This window comes from Erwinia persicina (assembly GCF_014838825.1).
In the GTDB taxonomy this organism is placed as follows: domain Bacteria; phylum Pseudomonadota; class Gammaproteobacteria; order Enterobacterales; family Enterobacteriaceae; genus Erwinia; species Erwinia persicina_A.
This window is the reverse complement of sequence record NZ_JACYMO010000001.1, coordinates 1,106,869-1,133,497: the sequence shown is the minus strand read 5'-3', so window position 1 is coordinate 1,133,497 and position 26,629 is coordinate 1,106,869. Positions and strand designations below refer to the sequence as shown.

Here is a 26,629-nt window from a genome sequence, read left to right as displayed (position 1 = left end):
CCCCTGTCGGGGCGGACCCTTTTTCGGTCCGCCTTCTTGCCGCAGCGTCGTTGTGGGGAACCTTTTATGTCCCGTATTCTTCCTCTGGATTTTATTCGCGGGCTGGCCATTCTCGGCATTCTGCTGCTGAATATTACCGCCTTTGGCCTGCCGAAAGCGGCCTACCTTAATCCTGCCTGGCAGGGGTTGCCCTCGCTGTCTGATTTCGCCGTATGGGCGGCCATGGATCTCTTCGCCCAGGCAAAATTCCTGACGCTGTTTGCCATCCTGTTTGGCGGCGGGCTGCAACTGCTGCTGCCGCGTGGCAAGCGCTGGATACAGTCACGCCTCTCCTGGCTGGTGATCCTGGGCTTTCTGCACGCGCTATTGCTCTGGGAGGGGGATATTCTGCTGGCCTACGGCCTGACCGGACTGATTGCCTGGCGCATGATCCGCGACGTGCCCGGCACGCGGCAGCTGTTTAATACCGGCGTGATGCTCTATCTGATTGGCAGCGGGGTGCTGGTGGTACTGGGTATGTCCTCCGGACACACGCCTAACAGCTCCTGGCTGCCGGGAGCGGCCGACGTCCAGTATGAAACGTTCTGGCGCACTCACGGCGGTTGGGAGGCGGTGGCCAATCGTCTGGATATGCTGGGTTCCTCGCTGATGGCACTGGCGGCACAGTATGGCTGGCAGCTTGCCGGGCTGATGATGCTGGGGGCGGCGTTAATGCGTTCGGGCTGGCTGCGCGGCAGCTGGAGTCTGCAACACTACCGTCGAACCGGAATACAGCTGGTGATCCTCGGGATGCTGATTGAGGCCGCGTCAATTGCGTTACAGTGGTACGTCAAATGGGACTTTCGCTGGGCCGGATTCTTCCTGCAGGTACCGCGGGAGATCAGCGCACCCCTGCAGTCGCTGGGCTATGCCGCGCTCTGCTTTGGCTGGTGGCCACAGCTGCAGCGCTGGCGTCTGACGCTGAGTGTCAGTGCCGTCGGCCGTATGGCGCTGAGCAATTATCTGTTACAGACGCTGATTTGCACCACGCTGTTTAACCACTTTGCTTTGTTTAACCACTTCAACCGCCTGCAGTTATTGCTGATCGCGCCGCTGATTTGGTGCGTTAACCTGCTGTTTTCTCACTACTGGTTACGGACTTTCCGTCAGGGGCCGGTGGAGTGGCTATGGCGGCGTCTGACCGCTGCCGGACTCTCTGCGGAACAGAAACCCCCGGCGGAAGATGATATACATCACAAACGTTAAAAAATTGTATGTAACCGTTTTCAAGCCTGTGACGGAATTCACGCAGCACACGGCTCCCGCCTGACAGAATAGACGCCAGAATGCGTTTGGGTCAGGAAGAGCTATGCAAAAAATATGCTTCTGTGGTGATTGCTCATGATTACCATACGTGATGTCGCCCGTGAGGCGGGTGTTTCTGTTGCGACGGTCTCGCGGGTGCTGAATAACAGTGCGGCGGTGACCGGCGATACCCGTGAGGCGGTGCTGAAAACGGTTGCCCGTCTTGGCTACCGGCCCAACGCCAATGCTCAGGCGCTGGCCACTCAGGTCAGCGATACCATCGGTGTGGTGGTCATGGACGTGTCCGATCCCTTCTTTGGCGCACTGGTGAAAGCGGTAGACACCGTGGCCCAGCGCCTGCAAAAACATGTGTTAATCAATAACTCCTATCATCAGGCGGAAAAAGAGCGTCACGCCATCGAGGTGCTGATCCGCCAGCGCTGTAATGCCCTGATTGTGCATGCAAAAGCGCTGGGCGATCAGGAGCTTGCCTCGCTGATGCAGCAAGTACCTGGCATGGTGCTGGTCAACCGTATTATCCCCGGTTTTGCCCACCGCTGTGTCTGTCTTGACAACGTGAGCGGGGCGCTGATGGCGATGCGTATGCTGCAGCAGCACGGGCATCAGCGTATCGGCTATCTTGGCTCGGTTCACCCCATCGAAGATAACGACCAGCGGCGCGATGGCTGGTCACAGGCGTTAAGCGAGCAGGGCGTCACCCCCGTGGAGAGCTGGTGTGCAGCAGGCGAGCCGGATCTGCAGGGCGGTGAGGCGGCCATGGTCGAGCTGTTAGGCCGTAACCTGCATCTGACGGCGGTGTTTGCCTATAACGACAGCATGGCCGCAGGCGCGCTGGCCGCGTTGAAAGATAACGGTATTGCCGTGCCACAGCAGCTTTCGGTAGTGGGCTTCGACGATATACCCATCTCCCGTTATACCGATCCACAGCTAAGTACCGTTCGCTACCCGATTGTTTCTATGGCAAAACTGGCCACGGAACTGGCGTTGAAAGGCGCGGCGGGAGAGCTGGACAGCAGTGTCCGTCACTGCTTTATGCCAACGCTGGTCCGCCGTCATTCCGTGGCAACCCGGCAAAATGTGGCGGCCGTCACTAACTCAGGTGAATCTGAGATGTAACCGTTTCCAATCTGTGAGTAAATTCACAGTTAATTAACAACGCCTTCTCTATGATGACAGCGTCCTGCAGGGTTTGAAACATTATGTAACGGCAGCCAGGCCCCATTTCATGGTGACGTTGCCTCCCTGTGAAACAGTTTCACACACAGCATTCAGGAAGCATTCCGTACAGGGAAGTCGGGTTTAATGTGATCCATTGTCGGCGAAGCAGATCGTAAAATTAACATTTACGCCTCGCCGTCACCCCACTGATCGCCCCGTGCCCGGTCATCTGCCGGTACGTGGCGTTGAGTACTACCCTATAAAAACCGGAGATACCATGAATAAGAAGGTTTTCACTCTCAGCGCCCTGGTTGCCACCATGCTGTTTGGCGCAACTGCTCAGGCAGCAGATACCCGTATCGGCGTCACCATTTATAAATACGACGACAACTTTATGTCGGTTGTGCGCAAGGATATTGAGAAAGAAGCCAAGAATAACCCGGGCGTGCAGCTGCTGATGAATGACTCGCAGAACAGCCAGTCTACTCAGAACGATCAGGTGGACGTCCTGGTCGCTAAAGGCGTGAAAGCCCTGGCGATCAACCTGGTTGACCCGGCAGCAGCGGCAGTGGTGATCAGCAAAGCCAAAGCAAACGACATCCCGGTGGTATTTTTCAACAAAGAGCCAACGGCAAAAGCCCTGGCCAGCTATGACAAAGCTTACTATGTCGGTACCGACTCGAAAGAGTCTGGCGTGAAGCAGGGCGAGCTGATTGAGAAACACTGGAAAGCTAACGCGGCCTGGGACCTGAACAAAGACGGTCAGATTCAGTTCGTGCTGCTGAAAGGCGAGCCAGGACACCCGGATGCGGAAGCCCGTACCAAATACGTGATCGACACGCTGAACAAAGACGGCATCAAAACGCAGCAGCTGCATCTGGATACCGCGATGTGGGACACTGCACAGGCTAAAGATAAGATGGACGCCTGGCTGTCAGGTCCAAACGGTAACAAAATTGAAGTCGTTATCGCCAACAACGATGCGATGGCGATGGGCGCTGTCGAAGCCCTGAAAGCCCACAACAAATCCTCGGTACCGGTATTTGGTGTCGATGCCCTGCCAGAAGCGCTGGCGATGGTGAAATCTGGCGCAATGGCCGGCACCGTGCTGAATGATGCGAAAAACCAGGCAAAAGCCACGCTGGATATGGCGATTAACCTGGCGGCGGGTAAACCTGCCACCGAAGGCACCGACTATAAACTGGACGGTAAAGTTGTCCGTGTTGCCTATGTACCGGTAGATAAAGACAACCTGGCAGACCTGCCTAAATAAGTACAACCTGATACGGGTGCTGACTGTCAGCACCCTTTTTCAGGTGTTGAGTCAGGGTGACCTGACTCCACACCACTCAGCCGGGTAGAGATATGGGCAGCGATAACGTGCAAACACAGCGCGAATTTTTACTGGAGATGACCGACGTCAGTAAGTCATTCCCCGGGGTTAAAGCGCTCGATAATGTTAATTTAAAAGTCCGTCCACATTCAATTCACGCCCTGATGGGGGAGAATGGTGCTGGAAAATCAACACTTTTAAAGTGCCTTTTTGGCATTTACAGTAAAGATACGGGGAGCATTCTTTTTCAGGGTGAGGAAGTTAATTACAAGAGCTCTAAAGAGGCGCTGGAAAATGGCGTGTCGATGGTGCATCAGGAATTAAACCTGGTCCTGCAACGTACCGTAATGGATAACATGTGGCTTGGCCGCTATCCGAAGAAAGGCTTTTTCGTCGATCAGGAGAAAATGTATCGCGATACCAAAGCGATCTTCGACGAGCTGGATATTGATATTGATCCACGAGACAAAGTGATTTCACTGTCTGTTTCGCAAATGCAGATGATTGAAATTGCCAAGGCGTTTTCTTATAACGCTAAAATCGTGATTATGGATGAGCCGACTTCCTCCCTGACGGAAAAAGAAGTCAACCATCTGTTTACGATTATTCGTAAGCTGAAGGATCGCGGCTGCGGGATTATCTATATTTCGCATAAAATGGAAGAGATTTTCCAGCTGTGTGATGAAATCACTATTCTGCGTGACGGACAGTGGATTGCCACTCAGCCCCTGGAAGGGCTGGATATGGACAAGATCATTGCCATGATGGTGGGCCGTTCGCTGAATCAACGTTTCCCGGATAAGAGCAACGTGCCGGGCGAGACCATTCTGGAAGTGCGTAACCTCACCTCCCTGCGCCAGCCGTCTATTCGCGATATCTCCTTTGACCTGCGCAAGGGTGAAATTCTCGGGATTGCAGGCCTGGTCGGTGCCAAGCGTACTGATATTGTGGAAACCTTGTTTGGTATTCGCGAAAAGTCAGGCGGCACCATTAAGCTGCACGGCAAGGCGATTAATAACCACAGCGCCAACGAAGCGATTAACCACGGTTTTGCCCTGGTGACGGAAGAGCGTCGTTCCACCGGGATTTATGCCTACCTGGATATTGGTTTCAACTCGCTGATATCTAATATCAGTAAATATAAGAACAGCATTGGCCTGCTGGATAATAGCCGGATGAAAAGTGATACCCAGTGGGTGATTGACTCTATGCGGGTTAAAACACCGGGACATCACACGTCGATTGGCTCCTTATCAGGCGGTAACCAGCAGAAGGTGATTATCGGTCGCTGGTTATTAACTCAGCCAGAAATATTGATGCTCGACGAACCGACGCGCGGTATTGACGTTGGGGCGAAATTTGAAATCTATCAGTTGATTTCAGAACTGGCGAAGAAGGGAAAGGGGATCATTATTATCTCTTCCGAAATGCCAGAGTTGTTGGGCGTTACCGATCGTATCCTGGTAATGAGTAATGGCCTGGTAGCAGGCATTGTCGAAACGAAGACAACCACGCAAAACGAAATATTGCGTTTGGCATCGTTGCACCTTTAATGATGTAAGGGCTGTTACTATGAAAGCAGTGAATAAGAAAAGTGCACTCACCTGGCTGAAAGAGGGTGGGATTTATGTGGTGCTGATGGTATTACTGGCCATCATTATTATCCAGGATCCAACGTTCTTAAGTTTAATGAACCTGAGTAACATCCTGACCCAGTCCTCAGTGCGTGTCATTATCGCCCTGGGCGTTGCCGGTCTGATTGTCACCCAGGGAACAGACCTGTCAGCTGGCCGTCAGGTTGGTCTGGCTGCGGTGGTCGCGGCGACGCTGTTGCAGGCGATGGATAATGCCAACAAGGTGTTCCCGCATCTGGAAACCCTGCCAATTGCGGTGGTGATCGCCATTGTCTGTGCCATCGGTGCGCTGATTGGGCTGATCAACGGCGTGATCATTGCCTACCTGAAGGTGACGCCATTTATCACCACGCTGGGTACCATGATCATCGTTTACGGCGTTAACTCGCTGTACTACGACTTCGTTGGGGCTTCTCCGGTGGCAGGCTTCGATGAGAAGTTCTCCACCTTTGCTCAGGGCTTCCTGCGCCTGGGTGATTTCAAACTGTCGTACATTACTTTCTACGCGATTATCGCCATCTTTGTGGTGTGGATCCTGTGGAATAAAACCCGCTTCGGTAAGAATATTTTTGCCATCGGCGGCAACCCGGAAGCCGCGCGCGTGTCTGGCGTTAACGTGCCGTGGAACCTGATTCTGGTCTATGCCCTGTCCGGCGTGTTTTATGCCTTCGGCGGTATGCTGGAAGCCGGGCGCATCGGTTCTGCAACCAATAACCTTGGCTTTATGTATGAGCTGGATGCGATTGCGGCCTGTGTCGTCGGCGGTGTGTCGTTCGCGGGTGGGGTTGGTACGGTGGCAGGCGTGGTGACCGGGGTGATTATCTTCACCGTCATCAACTACGGTCTGACCTATATCGGCGTGAACCCTTACTGGCAGTACATTATCAAGGGCGGCATTATTATCTTCGCCGTCGCGCTGGACTCCCTGAAGTACGCCCGCAAGAAGTAATCCTCTGATGGCGTGGACAATCTCTGAAAGGTTGTCCACGTTTGACCGGCAGGCATTGCTTATCACTGACTTATCAGGATTGCCCTGATAAGTCAGTTTCAACTCTCCACCTACCGCTTCATTATTTTTTCTGCTGTAAATCCAATAGCTGCTCTGGCGTGACTGCCGGGTAACTCTGCGCATCTTCAGGCACTTCATACCGGGCCGGAATAGGCACCAGCGGGCCGAGGAAACGGGGTTCCCGCTTCATAATATACAGATCGGCCAGCGCACCCAGCCGCGCACCCACCTCACGCATGCGCACGCTCCACATATTTTTGGGTGAAGGCACGGCGTAACACTGGGCCTGGATGCCCATATGCAGAGCAATAAACAGCGCGCGCTCGCAGTGGAAGCGCTGAGTGATAATAATGAAATCGTTGGTATCAAATACTTTGCGGGTGCGCACTATCGAGTCGAGGGTGCGGAACCCGGCATAATCCAGCACGATATCCGACGGGTCGACCCCTGCGGCGATCAGGTCGCGGCGCATGGTCATCGGTTCGTTATAGCTCTGTTGGGCGTTATCGCCAGACAGCAGCAGATAATTGACCTTACCGCTGTTGTAAGCGTTAATCGCGCCCTGCATCCGGTAAAGGTAATACTGGTTAATCACACCGGTGCGGTAGTACTTGGCCGTACCCAGCACCACGCCAACCTGGCGGTGGGGCAACGCCTTCAGATCGTCGTAAACGTAGGGGGCCGTTTTCCAGCTGATCCAGCGGTCAAGCCCAAGTGCGGTCAGAACCACCAGGGTAATGATGATAATCAGACCATAAGTCAGGCGTTTCAACATGCTGAACGGTGCTCGGGTTGCAAGAGGGAAGTGGATTCAAGGCTACTTGAGCCAGAGGAGTGAAGCAAGTAACAGTGTGTTGAATGGGCTTTTTTCACACAAAACCGGCCCGACTCCCCGTGAAAGGAGCCGGGCGGTGAGCCGTCAGATAGAAGTACGACGGTAATTACGATACTGCGGCAGCCAGAAGTTGGCCGCGATGGCTTTAGAAAGCACATCTTCGGACGTCACGACCGCGACGCCGGCCAGTTGGGCCGCTTTGCCGACCGCCATGGCGATCAGTTTTGACACACCCTGGATATCTTTCACTTCAGGCAGTACCGGACCGGTACCGTCATTGGCCAGCGGTGAGCAGTCCGCCAGCGCGCGGCTGGCGGCCATCAGCATGCTGTCCGTCACGCGGGTGGCACCGGAGGCAATGACCCCAAGACCAATGCCCGGGAAGATATAGGAGTTGTTGCACTGGGCAATCGGATAGATTTTCTCTTTCCAGCTGACCGGAGAGAACGGACTGCCCGTGGCGACCAGCGCATTACCGTCGGTCCACGCCATGATGTCCTGTGGAGTGGCTTCCACGCGGGAAGTCGGGTTTGACAGCGGCATGATGATCGGGCGTGCGCAGTGCTTGTGCATTTCACGGACGATCTCTTCGCTGAACAGCCCCGGCTGACCCGAAACGCCGATCATGATGTTCGGCTGCACATTGCGCACCACGTCCAGCAGCGACAGGGAATCACTGCTGCTGTCCCAACCGGCCAGGTTTTCGCTTTTCTGCACCAGTTTGCTCTGGAAGTTCAGCAGGTTGGGCAGCTTGTCGGTCAGCAGACCGAAACGGTCAACCATAAACACCCGCGCACGCGCTTCCTCATCGCTCAGGCCTTCTGATTTCATCTGGGCGATGATCTGCTCGGCAATCCCACACCCGGCGGAACCCGCCCCGAGGAAGACCACTTTCTGCTCGCACAGCTTGCTGCCGGCGGCGCGGCTGGCAGCAATCAGCGTACCCAGCGTCACCGCCGCAGTGCCCTGAATATCGTCGTTAAAGCAGCAGACCTCATCCCGGTAGCGCTCAAGCAGCGGCATCGCATTTTTCTGGGCGAAGTCTTCGAACTGCAGCAGCACGTTAGGCCAGCGGCTCTTCACGGCGTGGATAAAGTCATTGACGAAGCTGTCGTACTCTTCGCCAGTGATACGTGGATGACGCCAGCCCATATACAGTGGGTCATTCAGCAACTGCTGGTTATTGGTGCCGACGTCCAGCACCACCGGCAGGGTGTACGCCGGGCTGATGCCGCCACAGGCGGTATAAAGAGACAGTTTACCGATGGGGATACCCATACCCCCGATCCCCTGGTCTCCCAGACCGAGAATGCGCTCACCGTCGGTGACCACAATCACCTTCACATTCTGTTTGGTGGCGTTTTGCAGCATATCTTCAATGTTGGCGCGGTTCGGATAAGAGATAAACAGGCCGCGCGCGCGACGATAAATTTCTGAGAAGTGCTCACAGGCGGCACCCACGGTTGGGGTGTAGATAATCGGCATCATCTCTTCCAGATGATTGTCGAGCAGGCGGTAAAACAGCGTTTCGTTAGTATCCTGGATGTTGCGCAGGTAAACGTGCTTGTCGTTATTGTTTTTGAAGTCCTGGAACTGACGCCATGCCCGCTCTGCCTGCTCCTCAATGCTTTCGACGGTTTCCGGCAGCAGACCATTCAGGTTGAAGTCGTTACGCTCTTCAATGGAGAACGCGCTGCCTTTATTCAGAAGGGGGAATTCCAGCAAGATGGGCCCAGCATAAGGGATGTATAGCGGTCGTTTACTTTCGTATTCGAGTTCCATGCAATTCATACTCTATTAGGATCGGGATGGTGTGGGGCCAATCCTAAAATAATTCATCTGAAAGTACAGCTTTTGTTAACACGCAATAACAAAAGCTGAGATCTTTCTCGAATTACAACGGGTTTTCTTACGACTTCACCAGGGGGAGAGTGCTGAATTGCGTGCATCCCAGCGCGGCCAGCGTGGCGGCGGTGGCGCTTTGCTGACTCAGTGTGGCATCCGGCGCTTCCGCCAGCACCCCACGCTGAATAGTGCTTAATGCGCGGCCGCTAAGATTGAGCAGGTTCAGCGCACCCTGCAACGGCGGCAGGCTGGGGTTGAAGGCGGCATTTTCTGCGTAGCTACCAGCAAAAAGGGCCCCGTCGCTGGTTTGCAGCGCCACGCCGCTCCATGCCTTACTGTAGGGCGCGTGGCTGCGGCTGGCGGCGGCCACGGCAGCCTGTTCCACGGCATCACCGCTGGCGACAAAGCCGTGATCAATCTTATCCATCAGCAGGGTGGTGATCGCCAGGTCACGCGGCCCGAAGGAGTCGGGCAGGTAGTGGCCCAGCGTGGCCGCTGCGCGGCCGGGCAGTTCAATGGTCAGCCCGGTGCCGCTGTTCAGCTCATTCATGAACTGACGGCAGTGGCCGCACGGCGTGTAGTTAACGGTAATACTTTCCAGCGCGCTTTCCCCCCTGAGCCAGGCGTGCGTCACGGCGCTCTGCTCGGCGTGTACGGTCTGCTGCATGGTCGCCCCGGCAAACTCCATGTTGGCACCAAACCACAGCGTGCCGCTTTTGCCGCGTGCTATCGCGCCCACTTTAAAGTCGGATAGCGTCGCTACCGCACAGGCGGCCGCCAGCGGTAGCAGGGCGAAGGCCAGTTCGCTGTCGCTGTAATTGCAATGTTTTTTCAGCGCCTGCGCCTGGCTGGCGGTGATAAATCCGGCAAAATCGTCTGCGGATAAAACCGGCTGCAACGCGCTCTGTAACAGGGTAGGTAGGGTGGCAAATGCCTGCTGATAACGTGGGTGCATAGTGGGGCCTCTTTCGCTGGATGCAGCCCATGGTAGCGGGCCGGCATCCAGTTATATGTGATCTGCGTCTCCCTATCAATGTAATAAATGAAATAGATCAGCAAAATGCGAGACTTATCGCAAGTTTTAGCCCCAGAGCGCCATCAGCAAAGGGAAAATGAACGGGGCCAGCAGTGAGGTAATGATGCCGCACAGCACCAGCGCCAGCGAGCTGAATGCCCCCTCCTGATAGTCGATCTCGGCGGCGCGCGCTGTGCCCAGGGCATGAGAGGCATTGCCGATGGCCAGGCCACGTGCCGATTTACTGCGCACCCGTAACAGGTTGAGCAGCATATGACCGAACACCGCCCCCAGTACGCCGGCCAGCAGTACGCAGATGGCGCTGATGGCCGGAATACCGCCCAGCGAACCGGAAACCGCCATGGCTATCGGCGTGGTCACGGACTTGGGCAGCAGGGTGGCAGCAATCTGCGGCGTGGCTCCCAGCCACAGCGCAATGGCCGTGCCTGAGACCATCGCCGTTATGCTGCCAACGAAGCAGACGCTGATAATAGACCGCCAGCGTGAACGGATCTGATGCATCTGCTCGTACAGCGGCAGCGCCAGCGCCACCACCGCCGGTTGCAGTAGATCGTTCAGCAGGGCGCTGCCCTGGAAATAGCGGGTGTAGGGCATCTGTAACAGCAGCAGAAGCGGAATGATCACCGCCATGGCAATCAGCAGCGGGTTAACGATCGACATTTTTACCCTGGCTGCCAGTTTACGCGCGCCCAGAAACACCAGCACGGTCAGCGGCAGCGACCACCAGATATCACTCATCCTGCGCTCCCGTGCGCCGCTGGTGGCGGTCGTTAAGACGTTGCGACATCAGCCCGATGGTCACCAGTACGATCAGCGTACTGACGACGCAGGAGACCACAATCGGACCAAACTGGGCGGTGAGAATATCCATATCGTTCATCACGCCAACGCTAATCGGCACGAACAGCAGCGCCATATAGCGGATCAGCAGGTGGCAGCCGGGCTTGACCCAGTGAACCGGCAGCAGCTGCGAGGCCAGGAGAGCAAACAGCATCAGCATGCCGAGAATACTGCCGGGGATCGCCACCGGCAGCAGGGCAGAAAGTCCGCGCCCGGCATACAGGCACAGATAGATAATGAGAAAAGCGCGGAGGTAGTGCCATAGCGTAACGAGGGCAGTAGGCATTCAGTGTCCTGAACAGTAGGGGGCGACCCTTTTACCGGCCGCCCCGTGCAGATGACTGACATCTTAACAACGGGTTGACCAGTACAGAAGGTCAACCCCTACACAGCATGAGAGTTACTTAACTTGCTGGCCCGGCTGTGCGCCGCTGTCAGGGCTGAGCAGGAAGATATCTGCTCCACCAGGACCGGCAGCCATGACCATGCCTTCGGAGACACCAAAGCGCATTTTACGCGGAGCCAGGTTGGCGACCATCACCGTCAGGCGACCCACCAGCACCGCCGGGTCCGGATAGGCTGCACGAATGCCGGAGAAGACATTGCGCTTTTCTCCACCCAGATCCAGTGAGAGACGCAGCAGCTTGTCAGAGCCTTCAACATATTCCGCGTTCTCAATCAGCGCAATGCGCATGTCGACTTTGGCAAAATCGTCAAAGCTGATGGTGTCCTGAATCGGATCGTCCGCCAGCGGGCCGCTGGCCGGGGCTTTCGCCGCCGCCGCATCTTCCTTTGAGGCTTCGATCAGGCCGTTCACTTTATCCATCTCAATGCGGCCATACAGGGCTTTAAAATTATTAATTTTGTGGTTCACCAATGGGTTGTGAATGCTATCCCAAGTGAGCTCGATATTTAAAAACTCTTCAGCCCGTTCTGCAAGTCGAGGAATCACTGGTTTTAGCAGAGTCATGATTACCTTGAACATATCTATGCCCATTGAACATACATTTTGTAGCTCGTTGAGTTTATTTACATCTTCACTCTTAGCTAGAACCCACGGCTCATAGTGATCAATGAATTTATTAGCTTCATCAGCTAATTCAGTGATTATTCTCATCACTTTTGCAAATTCACGTTTCTCATACAAATCCTCTATCTCAGTTTTCAAATCGTCACCATCTACGGGTGAATACAATTTCAAGAAACTGAATGGGAACTGAATCGAAGGGTATATATCCCCGGAAGCAGTTGAAGCAGAATCTCTGTCCATGAAATCTGAAAGATACCCGCCAAAACGCTTGTTAATAAAACCGGCATTGCGTGACGCCAGGTTAACGACTTTGTTGACGATGTCAGCGTTCACGCGCTGCACGAAATCTTCCAGGTTCAGGTCGATGTCATCAATGCGTGAGGAGAGCTTCGCCGCGTAGTAGTAGCGCAGGCTGTCGGCATCCAGATGTTGCAGCCAGGTGCTGGCTTTAATAAAGGTGCCGCGCGATTTAGACATTTTCGCGCCGTTCACGGTGACATAACCATGCACAAACAGGTTGGTCGGCTTACGGAAGTTGCTGCCTTCCAGCATCGCCGGCCAGAACAGGCTGTGGAAATAGACGATGTCTTTACCGATAAAGTGATAGAGGTCGGCATCAGAATCTTTCTGCCAGAAAGCATCAAAGTCGATATCGCCACGCTTGTCGCACAGGTTTTTGAACGAGCCCATGTAGCCAATAGGCGCATCCAGCCAGACGTAAAAGTATTTGCCCGGAGCGTCAGGGATCTCAAAGCCGAAGTACGGCGCATCGCGGGAGATGTCCCACTGCTGCAGGCCGGATTCAAACCACTCCTGCATTTTGTTCGCTACCTGCTCCTGCAACGCCCCGGAGCGGGTCCAGGCCTGCAGCATGGCGCTGAACTCCGGCAGGTCGAAGAAGAAGTGCTCAGAGTCACGCATCACGGGGGTCGCGCCGGACACCACGGACTTAGGATCGATCAGTTCGGTCGGGCTGTAGGTGGCCGAGCAGACTTCACAGTTATCACCGTACTGATCCGGTGCCTTACATTTCGGGCAGGTCCCTTTGACAAAACGATCGGGCAGGAACATGCCTTTTTCCGGGTCGTAGAGCTGGGAGATGGTGCGTTTTTTAATAAAACCGTTCTCTTTCAGTCGGGTATAGATCAGTGCAGACAGCTCACGGTTCTCTTCGCTGTGCGTAGAGTGATAGTTGTCGTAGCTGATATCAAAACCGGCAAAGTCGGTCTGATGTTCCTGACTCATATCGGCAATCATCTGTTCAGGCGCAATGCCCATCTGCTGAGCTTTCAGCATGATCGGCGTCCCGTGTGCGTCATCGGCACAGATGAAGTAAACCTGGTTGCCGCGCATTCGCTGGTAACGGACCCAAATATCTGCCTGGATATGCTCGAGCATGTGGCCGAGATGAATGGAGCCATTAGCGTACGGCAGTGCGCACGTTACCAATATTTTTTTCGCGACTTGAGTCATAGTAAGACTTAGCTCATACCTGTTGAAAAAGGGGGTTTAGATGGTAACCGATTGCCTGACCCTGCGTAAACAAGGGGTTCAACTCCTTGCGGTTTTTTCCCGGCCGCTAAGTTACCCCCGAACAGATCTGATATGCTTAAAGGCATAAATACAGAGTCGCCATATCAAGGAACCCAGATGACTTCACAATCCCAGGGGCATCACTCCCCCGAAGCGCTGCGCGCAATCGTGACGGGCGTGCTGACCACGTTTGAACACCCTACGCTGCACCATAACCTCACCGCTCTGAAGGCGCTGCATCACTGTGCGCTGATGGACAATACGCTGCATATTGAACTCAGCATGCCGTTCGTCTGGCAAAGTCCGTTCGAGACGCTGAAAGCCACGGTTAGCGCGGAGCTGCTGCGCCTGACCGGAGCGTCAGCGATTGCCTGGCGGTTAACACTGAATGTGGCCACGCTGCAGCGCGTGAAAAACCGCCCGGGCGTCAACGGGGTGAAAAACATTATTGCCATCAGCTCTGGCAAGGGCGGGGTGGGGAAATCCACGACCGCGGTGAATCTGGCGCTGGCGCTGGCGGCAGAAGGGGCGAAAGTGGGCCTGCTGGATGCCGACATCTACGGACCGTCAATCCCGGATATGCTCGGGGTGCAGGATCAGCGCCCGACCTCCCCGGACGGCACCCATATGGCCCCCATTATGGCGCACGGCCTGGCCACTAACTCCATTGGCTATCTGGTCACGGAGGATAATGCGATGGTGTGGCGCGGCCCGATGGCCAGCAAGGCGTTGATGCAGCTGCTGAACGAGACGCTTTGGCCGGAGCTGGATTATCTGGTGCTGGATATGCCGCCGGGAACTGGCGATATTCAGCTCACGCTGGCGCAAAACGTGCCGGTAACCGGTGCTATTGTGGTCACCACCCCGCAGGATATTGCGCTGATCGATGCGCGTAAAGGCATCGTGATGTTTGAGAAAGTGAATGTGCCGGTGCTGGGGGTGGTCGAGAATATGAGTATGCATATCTGCAGCCAGTGCGGACACCACGAGCCGATCTTCGGCACCGGTGGCGCGGCAAAACTGGCGGAACAGTATCATACCCACCTGCTGAGTCAGCTGCCGCTACACATCAGCCTGCGCGAAGATCTGGATAATGGAGAGCCCACCGTTATCCGCCGGCCCGACAGCGAATTTACCGGGCTGTATCGCCAGCTGGCGACGGAGGTTGCCTCCCGGCTTTACTGGCAGGGTGAGGTTATCCCGGAAGATATTGCCTTCCGCGCGGTGTGAGGCTGGCGTGCCGGCCCGTGACAGGGCCGGCCATGATTAGCCTTATGTCAACCGGACATGCCTCTGCTGAAAGCCATCCACCATCGAATAATCAAAATCGATTTTACCGGCATCAAACAGCTGGACGATCAGGGTGAAGTCATTATCGGGCGTTACGTTACAGCGATGGTTAAGCAAGGTGTCCTGAATCGTGAACGCCCGATCGCCACGGGCGATACGGGTCAGGTACTGCAGCATCTCGTAAGCTCGGGCACTGACGCCAGCTTGTTCATGTGGGGGTCTGCTTATCATCGGGAAAGGCCATTCTCTGTGCTAAAACGTTATTATAATCCGTTGTGTTTAATCAACGGCAAGCCGATTTTATATTTTAATGCCATCAGACGCAGCAGCGTGCAGCCCGTAATGGCCAGCCAGGCACTCCACATCTGCGGAATCAACCCGGCCGACCCGGTCAGTTCAATGGCTGCCCCCACCAGCGCTGCACTGGCATAAATATCCTTGCTGAAGATAGCCGGGGGCCTGCCGGTTAACAGGTCGCGCAGACAGCCGCCGCCCACCGCACTGATACACCCCAGTAACAGCGCGAGCTCCACGCTGTGGGTGTGCTGCCAGGTTTTATTGGCACCAAAGGCGGCAAAAAAGCCCAGACCCAGCGCATCAAAAAACAGCGTGGCTTTCTCGAAGGAGAGGATCAGGCGCTGGAAGAAGGCGACGCAGAGGACGGCCACCACAATGATGACCAGATAGGCCAGGCTGACCAGTCCGGCCGGGGGCAGGCTGGCGATGCAGATATCGCGGATAACGCCGCCGCCCACCGCCGTCGTGGCGGCCAGCACAAACACGCCGAAGACATCAAAATCCTCCCGCACGCCTGCCGTGGCACCGCTGAGGGCAAAGGCCAGCGTGCCAGCCAGGTCAACCAGATGAAAGACATTCCACATGTCACAGTCCCTGATGAGCGTGAAAATGATTTTCCAGCGCAGGTAAAACGGCTACAGATAGCCCGTTCAGGGTACCGCGTCGTGAGCAGAAAATGCGCGGACAGCGTTACAGCACGTAGTGCATCAGCAGGTACTCCCCCTGATCGCTGTCTCCTTCAGCCACCACGCGCCAGCCGTGCATTTTGTAAAACCGCTGCGCCTGCACATTTTCCGCCAGGCACTTCAGTGCGCCGGTAGAGGTGAAGCTTTTCTGCACCGCCTGTAACAGGGCACTGCCGGCACCGCTGCCCTGGAAAGCCGGGTCGATAAACAGACTGTGCAGGAAGTTATCGTTATCCAGTACGGCGGCAAAACCGACACGATGACCGTCCTCCTCGGCAACCAGCACCCGCTCGCCAAGGGTGATCCTGTCGAAATCCTCCAGCTGCCACTGGCTGTCATCCAGCCAGGTCCAGTTTGCCTTGCGAGAGGCAAGAAACAGCGTGCGCAAAAAAGGCCGATCCGCTTCGGTAAAGGGACGGATTATCATGGTCATACTCCTGCTACAGATACGCCGGGTGGCTATGGCGCAGAGTGTAGCGCAAAAAAAAAGAGATGAACGCATCATCTCTTTTTTCTCACCCCGTTCGGGTGGTTACCGCATTTTACGTGCGATTTCCGCTACGTATTTACCCTGATGACTGGCAATAGCCAGCTCACGTTCGTCCGGCTGCCGTGAGCCGTCGCCGCCCGCCAGCGTTGACGCACCATAAGGCGTTCCCCCACCAACCTGTGAGATATCAAACAGCTCGGGAGTGCTGTAACCAATAGGCACAATGATCATCCCGTGATGGGCCAGCGTTGTCCAGGTGGAGGTAATGGTCATTTCCTGCCCGCCGCCGGTGCCGGTTGAGGTAAACACGCTGGCCACCTTACCGACCAGCGCCCCTTTCGCCCAAAGACCGCCAGTCTGGTCGAGGAAATTGCGCATCTGAGCGGACATATTGCCGAAGCGGGTTGGCGTACCGAAAATGATGGCATCATAGTCCGCCAGCTCTGCCGGGCTGGCAATGGCGGCGGGCTGATCGGTTTTACCGCCGTACGTTTTGAACGCCTCGCTATCCATGGTCTCCGGCACGCGTTTGACGGTGACCTCGGTGCCCGGGACGCTGGCTGCACCGGCAGCAACGGTATGAGCCAGGGTTTCAACATGGCCATACATTGAATGGTAAAGAACTAAAATCTTTGACATTTTATTTTCCTTATTGGGATGGATGGCATTTTCTTTTGGTGTAAAAAAGCGTGTTAAAAGACGACGTAACACAGTCACTGACAAGCACTCCGCTGAGGGCTAAAGATAAGCCACATTATTGATAAACCGGCACAGAACCCGACTGGGGCTTACCGCGCCTTGCGTCGCGCAGGCGATGACCGATCTCTTCAATTTTAGCCTCGCCTGCGCGTAATGCTGCTTCACTGGTGTGGACGGAGTAGTTGCCGAGTGACAGCGGCCAGGGATGATCGACGGCCGAGCCGATAACAAACCGCGTTTCTTCTTCTCCGGCCTGCAGGGTCACGGGCTTCGCGCCGGGGGTGAAGATGACCATCTCGCCCGTGGTTACCGCATCAGGGGTATGCAGCGTGCCATTACTGAGACTCAGCCACAGGCTGGTATGGTTTTCGGGGGGGATATAGTGCCAGGCAGTACGCGCAGGCAGCGTCACCAGCAGATAGTTGATCCCCTCCGGGGAACGAACCGGACTTTTGACGCCGTTATATTCGCCAAGGATGACCCGGGCCGGACCGGTTTGCGGCACCCACTGTGCTTCAAGATACTGGCTGTCGACAGGGCCGTTTTCCAGCGCCGGGGGCAGGGCCAGCCAGAGCTGAAAGCCTTCTACGCGGGCAGAATCCCCAGCCGACATCTCTTTACCGTGCCAGACGCCGCCGCCGGCACGCATCCATTCGACCCCGCCATAGCCAATGGTGCCCTGTCCCGCGTGCGGATCGTCAAAGCGCAGATCGCCTGCGGTAAGCACGGTGACCGTGGCGATGCCGGAGTGGGGGTGCAGGGGCATATGTTCGATCATCGTGCTGTCGCCGCTGAACCGATCGAGGAAAACGAACGGTTTGGCGAGGGTGCCGAAGTCAGAGGGGCTCATCAGACGAACGATCGGCCCCGTTCCCCGGCCGCGAGTCCGGTAGGCAATCTGGCGTGTAACGGCATGCTTATCGGGAGAAAACGAAGACATATCACTTCCTTATCAGGGAGGAAACGCAGACAAACGGCGGGTATGTCGGGCCGTTCATCACAGTCCTGTATCTTAATCCCCCGGACACGACATGATTAGAGGGTGTAATATCATTGCACTCATCCATTTTTGGACGTAATAGCATGCTCGATCTCAATGACGTTGCGATCTTTGTCCATATCGTTGAAACGGGCAGTTTTGCCGGGGCCGCGCGACGGCTGGGAATGCCGCCTAACACCCTGAGCCGGCGAATTAAGCAGCTGGAGGCGAGCCTCTCTGTGCGGTTATTTCATCGCTCAACCCGCAAGCTGACGCTGACCGGAGCCGGGCAGCGCCTGTACGAACACAGCGCGCAAAAAATCAGTGAGCTGAACGCCATCAGCACGCAGCTGGTGGCCGAAAATCAGGCCCCGGCCGGGCGTGTAAAAGTGGCGGCCCCGGCTGATTTTTTTGATCTGTTCTTGATGGAGTGGGTGGCTGATTTTCTGGCGTTATATCCCGGGGTACACCTGGATTTTGTCCTCAGCGACACGCATGCCGATGTGATCGGCGAGGGGATTGATGTGGCCTTTCGCGGGGGGCACCTCAAGGATTCCAGCCTGGTGGCGCGCAAAATCAGCACCGGACGCCGTCTGCTGGCGGCCAGTCAGTCTTACCTGAATACCTCTGGCGTGCCTGAGGATATCCACGCGCTGCAGCAGCATGCCTGTATTACTCACTGCCATGCTTCCGCGAGCACGGTCTGGCATCTGATGGGGCCGGAAGGCGGGGTGCAGGTTGACGTCAGCGGGCGTTTTTCTGCCAATACCGCGCAGGCGCAGCTCAAAGCGGCGCAAAACGGCCTGGGGATCTGTTTTTTACCGGAATCACTGTTGTATGACAGCATCAGACGTCAGCAACTTATCGCGGTACTGCCGGATTACGGGCAGCTTAATAACGATCTGTCGATCGTCTATCCCAGCCGTCATCATATCCCACTGGCCGTGGCGACCTTTGTGGAGCATACCGTCGCGCTGCTGCAGAAAACCATTCTGCAAAAGCACGCCTTGCATGCCGCCGGCAAAGGTTAGGGGATACCGATAAAACGCAGCAGGGCAGTCACCGCCGCCGCCGCAAGGATCACCGCAATCAGCGGCATTTTACGCCAGGCCAGTATGACGGCCACTGCGACGCCGGTGACGCGGGCGACCCCGGCAAAATGGGTGCCTTCGTAGAAGGTACTGGCCAGCGCAACCGCAAACAGCAGGGTCGTGGCCGCGTCAGACAGCAGCCTGCGGGCATCCTCCGACAGTGCCATGCGGGAGCCCAGTTGAGCGCCCGCAAAGCGCATCAGCCATGTGCCCAGCGCCAGAACGGCAATACCGCCAATTAACAGGGTGTTATCTGCCATTATTTTTTCCTCGCCAGCAGGCCGATCATGGAGAGTAGTACGGGCAGCCCGGTCGGGGTAAAGGGCACCGCCAGCAGGGAGATTGCTGCCCCGCTGGAGGCGCGCAGCAGCGTCGTGCGTGATTTCAGTGCAGGGATCACCAGCGCCAGTAAGATCGCCGGAAAGACGGCATCCAGCCCAATCATTTGCGTATCAGGCAGCAGCCTGCCAATCACGCTGCCCAGCACCGTCCCCAGCGGCCAGACCAGCGCCACGCCGAGGCCACACAGCCAGAAGGCGGCTTTGCGCTGTGCGGGCGTGGTCTGCGACAGCCCAAACACCACGCTTTCATCGTTCATGATATGGCAGCCCAGGACGGCGGAGAGGCGCGAACCGACGAGGTCGCGCACGGCAATACCAAAGGGAAAGTGGCGCGCATTGACCAGCAGCCCGGCGACGGCCGCCGCCAGGGGGTTGCCGCCTCCCGCGACGATAGCAATAAACATAAACTCCGAGGCACCGGCCAGCACAAACAGGCTGGAGAACAGCGGAACCCAGAGCGGGAAACCATAGGCGGTGGCCAGCGAGCCATAAGAAATGCCCACCACCCCGACCGCCAGACAGATCAGATAGATGCCTTTACGTGTGTCCGGGCTGAGTGAAGAAAAATGACGGGTCATCATGAAGTTTTACCATAACGAACGAAGTTTCCATTATAATGAACGCAGTGCAGAAAGAGATCAACCCGAACGTAGCGTTCGATTTAACGAACGATAAGGCCAAAAATGACCCAGCCCATTGCAGTAATTGCAGAAAGTTTGATCCGGGAGCGTACGCTGACCGGGCTGTCCCTGGCGGAAGTCGCCAGGCGGGCAGGTATTGCAAAATCGACGCTGTCCCAGTTAGAGGCGGGGAACGGTAATCCCAGCATTGAAACGCTCTGGGCGCTGTGCGTGGCGCTGAATATCCCTTTTGCCAGACTGCTGGAGCCTGAGCTGCCTAAAACCCAGGTGATCCGGCGCGGTGAAGGACCGAAAGTCGTCGCCGGGGAAGCGAACTATCAGGCGATCCTGCTGGCCAGCTGCCCGCCGGGCGCGCGGCGCGATATCTACCTGCTGATGGCGCAGCCCGGCGCTGACCGCCTTTCACAGCCGCACCCGCCGGGCTCGGTAGAGCATATTATTGTCACGCAGGGACGGGCGCTGGTGGGGTTGAAGGACGAAGCTGAAGAACTGGCACCGGGAGATTACATTTGCTATCCCGCCGATCGTGAGCATATCTTCAGGGCGCTGGAGCCCGACACGCTGGCGCTGCTGGTGGCCGAGCAGGGATAGTGGCGCTTTTTATGCAGCGGTAATACTTATTATTTCCATGTCCTGAAACAGCGCGTCTCTCCCGTCTTCTGCGTGTTGAGGGGAAATAACGAATGACAGCGCTACGTCCGCTGTTCACTCGCTACTGAGCGTGAGTCCTGCATCCTTTGCCTGCCCTCATTGTCTGTCCTGTTCCTGATCAGGCCTCGCCGAAAGAGGGTGAGGCTTTATAACGTATTGCTTCCGGTAATGCCGTTCAGTGCATTCAGGGCGTCATCCGGCAGGTGGAGTGACGCCGCTGCCAGGTTTTCCTGCAGGTGGGCAACGGATGATGTTCCCGGGATCAGCAGGATGTTAGGTGAACGGTGAAGAAGCCAGGCCAGGGCGACCTGCAGGGGTGTGGCGCTGAGCTGTTCGGCAACGCGGGTCAGCGTAGCAGACTGAAGCGGATTAAAACCGTTAAGCGGGAAGAAAGGCACATAAGCAATCCCTTCCCGGGCCAGCGCATCAATCAGCGCATCATCGGTGCGGTGTGCCAGGTTGTAATGATTCTGAACGCAGACGATCTCGCAGATTGCGCGGCCTTCGGCAATTTGCGCCGGGGTGACGTTGCTCAGACCAATATGCTTGATCAGCCCCTGTTGCTGCAGGGCGGCCAGCGCCGTCAGCGGTTCTTCAATGGAACCTTCCTGCGGGCGGGCGGTATTAAACATGATCCTGAGATTGACCACATCCAGCTGCGCCAGCCCCAGGTTTCGCAGGTTGTCATGGACGGCATTGACCAGCTCCCCGGGGGACATGGCCGGGATCCATCCGCCTTTTTTATCTCTCAGCGCCCCAATTTTGGTCACCAGCGTGAGGTCATCAGGATAGGGCGCGAGTGCCTCGCGGATCAGTTTGTTGGTGATATGTGGGCCGTAAAAATCACTGGTATCAATATGATTGACGCCGGCCGCCACTGCTGCCCTGAGAACTGCCAGCGCGCGGTCAGGATCGTTGGGCGGGCCAAAAACGCCGGGGCCTGCCAGCTGCATTGCGCCATAGCCGAGTCGTTTTACCTGACGCGAACCCAGAGAGAAGAGGCCGGATGTACGGATGTTGTGCATAGTCATTTCCTGAAGGAGAGGTGGGATAACATGGAACAGCGAGGTTTAATCTTAAGCCCGCGCATCACGTCCTATCCATGCTATAAAGTCCGTATTATCTTTTTAATCGTCCAAAATTAATCATGGATCCTCTTTCTGATATTCTCGCGTTGCTCAAGCCACAACGGTATGTTTCCGGCGTCCTCGACGTGGGCGGGGACTGGGCGGTGCGTTTTCCACCTAACGCGGGCATCAAGTGTTATTCAATGGTGTCGGGCGGCTGCTGGCTGTCTGTCAAAGGGGGACCCGACCCGGTACGATTGTCGGCGGGGGACTGCTTCCTGCTTCCTACCGGACGTCCCTTTGTTATGGCCAGCGACCTGTCACACCCGGCGACAGACTGGGCGGTGGTGTTTGCCGCCCCGCGCGCCGGCGGGGTGATCCGTCACAACGGCGGGGGAGACTGCCTGATGACCGGCAGCCGCTTCTTTCTGGACGGCCCCCACGCCACGATTCTGCTGACCATGCTGCCTGCGGTGATCCATCTGCGTGCGGAAAATGACCAGGCGACCCTGCGCTGGCTGGTTGCGCAGATGATGGCCGAGCTGGATGAACAGCGTCCGGGACATGCCCTGATCGCTGAACATCTGGCGCATATGATACTGATACAGGCGCTGCGGCAGCATATGGAGTCGGGCGGTAAAGGGCACGCGGTGGGCTGGCTGTATGCCCTGGCCGATCACCAGGTGGGTGCGGCGCTGCAGGCCATGCACGCCGATCCGGCTTATCGCTGGACGCTACAAACGCTGGCACAGCGTGCCGGTATGTCCCGCTCGGCCTTTGCGCTGAAGTTTAAAACAAAGGTCGGGTCATCAACGATGGATTATCTGACCCGCTGGCGCATGCTGCTGGCCGGGGACAAACTGCTGAACACCGACCTGCCCATTTCTGCGCTTGCTCCCTCGCTGGGCTATGAGTCCGAAAGCGCCTTCAGTACCGCCTTTAAACGCACGATGGGCTGTTCGCCGCGTGACTATGTGCGGCGTCATTCCCCGCCGGGGGGCAGATCGCGCTGAAGATACCCTGATGACCGACGGCAGGGCAGCACGGCCCGGGGCTTGCCAATGCTCTGCCACTTCCTTATGCTGGCACCGACTGTAAAAAATCATCACTGACTCGGGGTGCCCTTCTTTGTGAAGGCTGAGAAATACCCGTATAACCTGATCTGGATAATGCCAGCGTAGGGAAGTCAGATGCCCGACCGGCATCGCCTTCTTGATCGCCGGTTGGGAGCGAAGAATGATCCAACCTCAAGACCTCAGCCACACCGATATGGCGCATTCCCTGCGGCTGTATCGTCAGCATTCCCCTCTGACCCACTGTATGACCAATGATGTGGTACAGGCCTTTACGGCTAATGTGCTGCTGGCGCTGGGGGCTTCCCCGGCAATGGTGATCGATCCGCAGGAGGCGGCACAGTTCAGCCCTGTTGCCGATGCCCTGCTGGTGAATGTCGGTACGCTGACCCGCAGCCGCAGCGAAGCGATGCTGGCGGCCGTTAATGCCGCCAGGCAGGCCGGGCGGCCCTGGACGTTAGATCCGGTGGCCGTTGGCGCACTGGACTTCCGCACGGCCTTCTGCCAGCAGACGCTGGGACTGAAACCGGCCGCTGTCCGGGGTAACGCTTCCGAAATCATGGCGCTGGCCAGGCAGAGCGTCAGCGGCCGGGGCGTCGACAGCCGGCATGCCTCCACGGCGGCGCTGCAGGCGGCTGTTTCGCTGGCGCAGGAGACAGGCGCGATTGTGGCCGTCACCGGTGAAACCGATTTTATTACCGATGGCCTCCGTACCCTGAGCGTGGGCGGCGGCGACCCGCTGATGACGCGGGTGGTAGGGACCGGCTGTGCGCTGTCGGCGGTCGTGGCCGGCTTTGCCGCACTGCCGGGCGACCGCCTCACACATGTGGCCAGCGCCTGCCGCGTGGTGTCGCTGGCCGGTGAGCGTGCGGCCGCAGCGGTGGACGGGCCAGGCAGTTTCATTCCGGCCTTTCTTGATGCCCTGTACCGGCTGAACCCGGAGGTGCAGTGATGAAAAGGATTAACGCGCTGACAATTGCCGGTACTGACCCCAGCGGTGGGGCAGGGATCCAGGCTGACCTGAAAGCATTCTCCGCGCTGGGTGCGTATGGCACCAGCGTGATCACCGCGCTGGTGGCGCAGAACACCACCGGCGTGCAGTCGATCTGCCGCGTTGAGCCGGCGTTTGTTGCCGCGCAGCTGGATTCCGTTTTGTCGGACGTGCGCATCGACACGATTAAAATTGGCATGCTGTCAGAAAGCGCCATCGTAGAGGTGGTGTCCGGGCGGTTGAAACAGACCCGCGTTCCCTGGGTGGTGCTGGATACGGTGATGCTGGCCAAAAGCGGCGATCCGCTGCTGTCGCCCGAGGCGGTGAGTACGCTACGGGATCGGCTGCTGCCGCAGGTTTCGCTGATTACGCCTAACCTGCCGGAGGCTGCCGCACTGCTGGGATGTGCGCAGGCGCGCAACGAGGGGGAGATGCGCGAGCAGGGACGGGCGCTGCTGGCCCTCGGCTGCCAGGCCGTGCTGATGAAAGGCGGTCATCTCAGCGAGTCGGAAAGCCCGGACTGGCTGTTCACCCGTGAGGGAGAACAGCGCTTTACTGCGCCACGGGTGAACACCCGTAACACGCATGGCACTGGCTGTTCCCTCTCGGCGGCGCTGGCCGCGCTGCGCCCGCGCCACGATGACTGGCCCACGACCGTTCAGGCGGCCCGGCACTGGCTGCAGGGCGCACTGGAGCAGGCAGACTCGCTGGAAGTGGGGCACGGGCAGGGGCCGGTACATCATTTTCATCAGTGGTGGTAAGCCAGACACCCGCGCTTTTTTGTGCGGATCGTTCTGAAAAATGGAGTCAGCAATTTGCCTTAGTGCCGGTTTTGGGTTCACCCTGTTGAGGTCAGAAAAACTGACCCGCGGGCCGTGGCAGCATGGCCCCGACACCACTTAACAGGAGTTATCATGACGGACATCGTTCAGTTATTGGGCAAAGAAGCGGATTCTCTTTTGCAACATCGCTGCATGACTATTCCAGCGGACAACCTCTACCTGCCGGGAGCGGATTATGTCGATCGGGTGATGGTCGATAACAATCGTCCCCCGGCCGTACTGCGCAATATGCAAACCCTGTACAACACCGGACGTTTAGCCGGGACAGGTTACCTCTCTATCCTTCCGGTCGATCAGGGCGTGGAGCATTCCGCCGGAGCCTCTTTTGCGGCTAATCCGCTCTACTTTGATCCGAAAAACATCGTCGAGCTGGCCATTGAGGCAGGCTGTAACTGTGTCGCGTCGACCTATGGTGTGCTGGCATCGGTATCCCGCCGCTACGCGCATCGCATTCCTTTTATGGTCAAACTCAACCATAACGAAACTCTCAGCTATCCGACCCAGTATGACCAGACCCTGTATGCCAGCGTGGAGCAGGCCTTTAATCTGGGGGCGGTTGCCGTCGGGGCCACCATCTATTTTGGCTCTGAGCAGTCGCGCCGGCAGATTGAAGAGATCTCGGCAGCGTTTGAACGGGCGCATGAACTGGGGATGGTCACGGTGCTGTGGGCCTATCTGCGTAACGATGCCTTTAAAAAAGAGGGCGTGGACTATCATGCCAGTGCGGATTTGACCGGGCAGGCCAACCACCTCGCCGCGACCATTGGCGCAGATATCGTTAAGCAGAAGATGGCTGAAAATAATGGCGGCTATCAGGCGCTGAAATTTGGCCATACCGATGCCCGGGTTTACAGCACGCTGACCAGTGAAAATCCGATCGACCTGGTGCGTTACCAGCTGGCGAACTGTTATATGGGCCGTGCGGGTTTAATTAACTCCGGCGGAGCAGCAGCGGGCGAAACCGATACGGCAGAATCAGTGCGGACGGCGGTGATCAATAAACGGGCCGGCGGCATGGGTTTGATCCTGGGGCGCAAGGCGTTTAAGAAATCGATGAAGGACGGGGTGGCGCTGATCAATTCGGTGCAGGATGTCTATCTGGCGAAAAACGTCACCATCGCCTGACGGTAAAAAGGGCTGACCAATAAGGAAGGTCAGCCCCTGCATGACAGGGGACCCTGGCTCTGTCGGGGGCGACCTTTTTCCGGTCGATCCGCTATCGTTTAAAGCGTTTCAAACCATTCGCTGTTCTGCTCGGCAATCGGGGTAATGGAGAAAATCATCTCCTGCAGATGACGACGCAGCGCCTGTCCGGCGGCATCGGCATCTTTTGCGCACAGCGCCTGATAAATCTGCTGGTGCTGCTCAATCAGGCTCTCCGGGGGAGACACCTTACTCAGCGTCAGAAAGCGCACGCGGTCCATCGTCGCCTTGATATTCTCCACGGTCTGCCACGCCAGCTCACAGTCAATACTCTGCGCAATCAGCCGGTGAAATTCATCGTCCAGCAGCAGGAACGCCTGGCTGTCGTGACGATCGGCGGCCAGCCTCTGTAACTGCAGATTATGTTCCAGAGCCGCCAGCCCTTCAGGCGTGGCCTCTGTCGCTGCCCGGCGCACCACGGCAGCCTCCACGGCTTCACGTATAAACCGACCGTCAGCCACCCGTCGGGCGGAAATTTTACGCACAAAGGTGCCACGCTGAGGCAGGATCTGCACCAGGCCAGCCTCAGCCAGCTTGATAAAGGCTTCACGTACCGGCTGGCGGGAAACATCAAAGCGCGTGGAAACTTCTTTCTCGGACAGAAATGCGCCAGGGGGGATGACACAGGTAACGATATCCTGGCGCAGAAAACGGTAGATCTGCTGGTTGACCGGCTCACTGGCGGTAATGGTATAGACAGTCGACATTCGGCAACTTCCCTTTAGCGGCG

General features: G+C 56.9%; 26 protein-coding genes, 1 pseudogene and 1 riboswitch. Of the genes and pseudogenes, 12 read left to right on the top strand and 15 right to left on the bottom strand.

Annotated features, from left to right (window positions below; genetic code table 11):
• Positions 1–66 precede the first annotated feature (66 nt).
• The 5 genes from yeiB (at position 67) to mglC (ending at position 6,379) form a co-directional block, all read left to right on the top strand.
• Positions 67–1,245, top strand: a complete 1,179-nt coding sequence (gene yeiB, locus IFU29_RS05140; protein ID WP_191932936.1) for a DUF418 domain-containing protein YeiB — start codon at positions 67–69, stop codon at positions 1,243–1,245.
• 135 nt (positions 1,246–1,380) lie between these two features.
• Positions 1,381–2,421, top strand: coding sequence for an HTH-type transcriptional regulator GalS (galS, locus tag IFU29_RS05135; RefSeq protein ID WP_191932935.1), 1,041 nt, complete (start codon positions 1,381–1,383; stop codon positions 2,419–2,421).
• A 319-nt stretch (positions 2,422–2,740) separates the two neighbouring features.
• Positions 2,741–3,736, top strand: a complete 996-nt coding sequence (mglB, locus tag IFU29_RS05130; protein ID WP_062742875.1) for a galactose/glucose ABC transporter substrate-binding protein MglB — start codon at positions 2,741–2,743, stop codon at positions 3,734–3,736.
• A 92-nt stretch (positions 3,737–3,828) separates the two neighbouring features.
• The gene (gene mglA / locus IFU29_RS05125; RefSeq protein ID WP_062742874.1) at positions 3,829–5,349 is read left to right on the top strand and encodes a galactose/methyl galactoside ABC transporter ATP-binding protein MglA; all 1,521 of its coding nucleotides are present in this window, start codon (positions 3,829–3,831) and stop codon (positions 5,347–5,349) included.
• Positions 5,350–5,368: 19 nt separating this feature from the next.
• Complete coding sequence (gene mglC, locus IFU29_RS05120) at positions 5,369–6,379, top strand: galactose/methyl galactoside ABC transporter permease MglC (protein ID WP_191932934.1); 1,011 nt, start codon at positions 5,369–5,371, stop codon at positions 6,377–6,379.
• Positions 6,380–6,500: 121 nt separating this feature from the next.
• Here mglC and sanA read toward each other — a convergent pair whose 3' ends face one another.
• From sanA to metG, 6 genes and pseudogenes are all read right to left on the bottom strand, one after another.
• The gene (gene sanA / locus IFU29_RS05115) at positions 6,501–7,214 is read right to left on the bottom strand and encodes an outer membrane permeability protein SanA (protein ID WP_191932933.1); all 714 of its coding nucleotides are present in this window, start codon (positions 7,212–7,214) and stop codon (positions 6,501–6,503) included.
• 144 nt (positions 7,215–7,358) lie between these two features.
• Positions 7,359–9,056: an NAD-dependent malic enzyme gene (locus IFU29_RS05110; RefSeq protein WP_191932932.1), complete on the bottom strand. Its 1,698-nt coding sequence runs from the start codon at positions 9,054–9,056 to the stop codon at positions 7,359–7,361.
• Positions 9,057–9,183: 127 nt separating this feature from the next.
• On the bottom strand, positions 9,184–10,074 hold the full coding sequence (gene cdd, locus IFU29_RS05105) for a cytidine deaminase (protein WP_191932931.1): 891 nt from the start codon (positions 10,072–10,074) through the stop codon (positions 9,184–9,186).
• A gap of 126 nt (positions 10,075–10,200) precedes the next feature.
• Positions 10,201–10,893: a CidB/LrgB family autolysis modulator gene (locus IFU29_RS05100; protein ID WP_191932930.1), complete on the bottom strand. Its 693-nt coding sequence runs from the start codon at positions 10,891–10,893 to the stop codon at positions 10,201–10,203.
• A complete protein-coding gene (locus IFU29_RS05095) occupies positions 10,886–11,281 on the bottom strand; it encodes a CidA/LrgA family protein (protein ID WP_191932929.1) in 396 nt (131 codons plus the stop codon). Before IFU29_RS05095 ends, IFU29_RS05100 begins: the two co-directional genes overlap by 8 nt.
• 114 nt (positions 11,282–11,395) lie before the next feature.
• Positions 11,396–13,507: pseudogene (gene metG, locus IFU29_RS05090) on the bottom strand (methionine--tRNA ligase); the annotation flags it as partial.
• A 168-nt stretch (positions 13,508–13,675) separates the two neighbouring features.
• On the opposite strand from metG, the gene apbC reads away from it, so the two are divergent.
• Positions 13,676–14,788 carry an iron-sulfur cluster carrier protein ApbC gene (apbC, locus tag IFU29_RS05085; protein WP_191932927.1) on the top strand — a complete coding sequence of 371 codons (1,113 nt, stop codon included), beginning with the start codon at positions 13,676–13,678 and terminating at the stop codon, positions 14,786–14,788.
• A 42-nt stretch (positions 14,789–14,830) separates the two neighbouring features.
• Here the strand turns inward: apbC and IFU29_RS05080 are convergent, their stop codons facing one another.
• From IFU29_RS05080 to IFU29_RS05060, 5 genes are all read right to left on the bottom strand, one after another.
• Complete coding sequence (locus IFU29_RS05080; protein WP_194710584.1) at positions 14,831–15,079, bottom strand: hypothetical protein; 249 nt, start codon at positions 15,077–15,079, stop codon at positions 14,831–14,833.
• A gap of 32 nt (positions 15,080–15,111) precedes the next feature.
• Positions 15,112–15,729: a trimeric intracellular cation channel family protein gene (locus tag IFU29_RS05075; RefSeq protein WP_191932926.1), complete on the bottom strand. Its 618-nt coding sequence runs from the start codon at positions 15,727–15,729 to the stop codon at positions 15,112–15,114.
• A 106-nt stretch (positions 15,730–15,835) separates the two neighbouring features.
• Positions 15,836–16,258, bottom strand: a complete 423-nt coding sequence (locus IFU29_RS05070; RefSeq protein WP_191932925.1) for a GNAT family N-acetyltransferase — start codon at positions 16,256–16,258, stop codon at positions 15,836–15,838.
• A gap of 105 nt (positions 16,259–16,363) precedes the next feature.
• Complete coding sequence (gene wrbA / locus IFU29_RS05065; protein ID WP_191932924.1) at positions 16,364–16,960, bottom strand: NAD(P)H:quinone oxidoreductase; 597 nt, start codon at positions 16,958–16,960, stop codon at positions 16,364–16,366.
• 115 nt (positions 16,961–17,075) lie between these two features.
• On the bottom strand, positions 17,076–17,960 hold the full coding sequence (locus IFU29_RS05060; RefSeq protein ID WP_191932923.1) for a pirin family protein: 885 nt from the start codon (positions 17,958–17,960) through the stop codon (positions 17,076–17,078).
• Positions 17,961–18,103: 143 nt separating this feature from the next.
• Between IFU29_RS05060 and IFU29_RS05055 the strand changes: the two genes are divergently transcribed.
• Complete coding sequence (locus tag IFU29_RS05055; protein ID WP_191932922.1) at positions 18,104–19,030, top strand: LysR family transcriptional regulator; 927 nt, start codon at positions 18,104–18,106, stop codon at positions 19,028–19,030.
• Here IFU29_RS05055 and IFU29_RS05050 read toward each other — a convergent pair.
• Both IFU29_RS05050 and IFU29_RS05045 read right to left on the bottom strand, forming a co-directional pair.
• Complete coding sequence (locus IFU29_RS05050; protein ID WP_191932921.1) at positions 19,027–19,350, bottom strand: AzlD domain-containing protein; 324 nt, start codon at positions 19,348–19,350, stop codon at positions 19,027–19,029. The genes IFU29_RS05055 and IFU29_RS05050 overlap by 4 nt on opposite strands.
• Positions 19,350–20,009 (bottom strand): AzlC family ABC transporter permease, encoded by a 660-nt coding sequence (locus IFU29_RS05045; protein ID WP_191933132.1) that lies wholly within the window; start codon positions 20,007–20,009, stop codon positions 19,350–19,352. The genes IFU29_RS05050 and IFU29_RS05045 overlap by 1 nt, the downstream gene beginning before the upstream one ends.
• 105 nt (positions 20,010–20,114) lie before the next feature.
• On the opposite strand from IFU29_RS05045, the gene IFU29_RS05040 reads away from it, so the two are divergent.
• Positions 20,115–20,663: a helix-turn-helix domain-containing protein gene (locus IFU29_RS05040; protein WP_191932920.1), complete on the top strand. Its 549-nt coding sequence runs from the start codon at positions 20,115–20,117 to the stop codon at positions 20,661–20,663.
• 206 nt (positions 20,664–20,869) lie between these two features.
• Here the strand turns inward: IFU29_RS05040 and IFU29_RS05035 are convergent, their stop codons facing one another.
• Entirely contained in the window at positions 20,870–21,748 is an 879-nt protein-coding gene (locus tag IFU29_RS05035) for an aldo/keto reductase family oxidoreductase (protein ID WP_191932919.1), read from the bottom strand.
• A gap of 122 nt (positions 21,749–21,870) precedes the next feature.
• Here IFU29_RS05035 and IFU29_RS05030 point away from each other — a divergent pair, with 122 nt between their 5' ends.
• From IFU29_RS05030 to fbaB, 4 genes are all read left to right on the top strand, one after another.
• Positions 21,871–22,803 carry an AraC family transcriptional regulator gene (locus IFU29_RS05030; RefSeq protein WP_191932918.1) on the top strand — a complete coding sequence of 311 codons (933 nt, stop codon included), beginning with the start codon at positions 21,871–21,873 and terminating at the stop codon, positions 22,801–22,803.
• Between the two features lie 91 nt (positions 22,804–22,894).
• Positions 22,895–22,991: riboswitch (TPP riboswitch) on the top strand.
• A 35-nt stretch (positions 22,992–23,026) separates the two neighbouring features.
• Positions 23,027–23,815, top strand: a complete 789-nt coding sequence (thiM, locus tag IFU29_RS05025) for a hydroxyethylthiazole kinase (protein ID WP_191932917.1) — start codon at positions 23,027–23,029, stop codon at positions 23,813–23,815.
• Positions 23,815–24,615, top strand: a complete 801-nt coding sequence (thiD, locus tag IFU29_RS05020) for a bifunctional hydroxymethylpyrimidine kinase/phosphomethylpyrimidine kinase (protein WP_191932916.1) — start codon at positions 23,815–23,817, stop codon at positions 24,613–24,615. Before thiM ends, thiD begins: the two co-directional genes overlap by 1 nt.
• 153 nt (positions 24,616–24,768) lie before the next feature.
• Positions 24,769–25,821 (top strand): class I fructose-bisphosphate aldolase, encoded by a 1,053-nt coding sequence (gene fbaB / locus IFU29_RS05015; RefSeq protein WP_191932915.1) that lies wholly within the window; start codon positions 24,769–24,771, stop codon positions 25,819–25,821.
• A 98-nt stretch (positions 25,822–25,919) separates the two neighbouring features.
• Here the strand turns inward: fbaB and IFU29_RS05010 are convergent, their stop codons facing one another.
• A complete protein-coding gene (locus IFU29_RS05010; protein WP_191932914.1) occupies positions 25,920–26,606 on the bottom strand; it encodes a GntR family transcriptional regulator in 687 nt (228 codons plus the stop codon).
• Between the last annotated feature and the right edge of the window lie 23 nt (positions 26,607–26,629).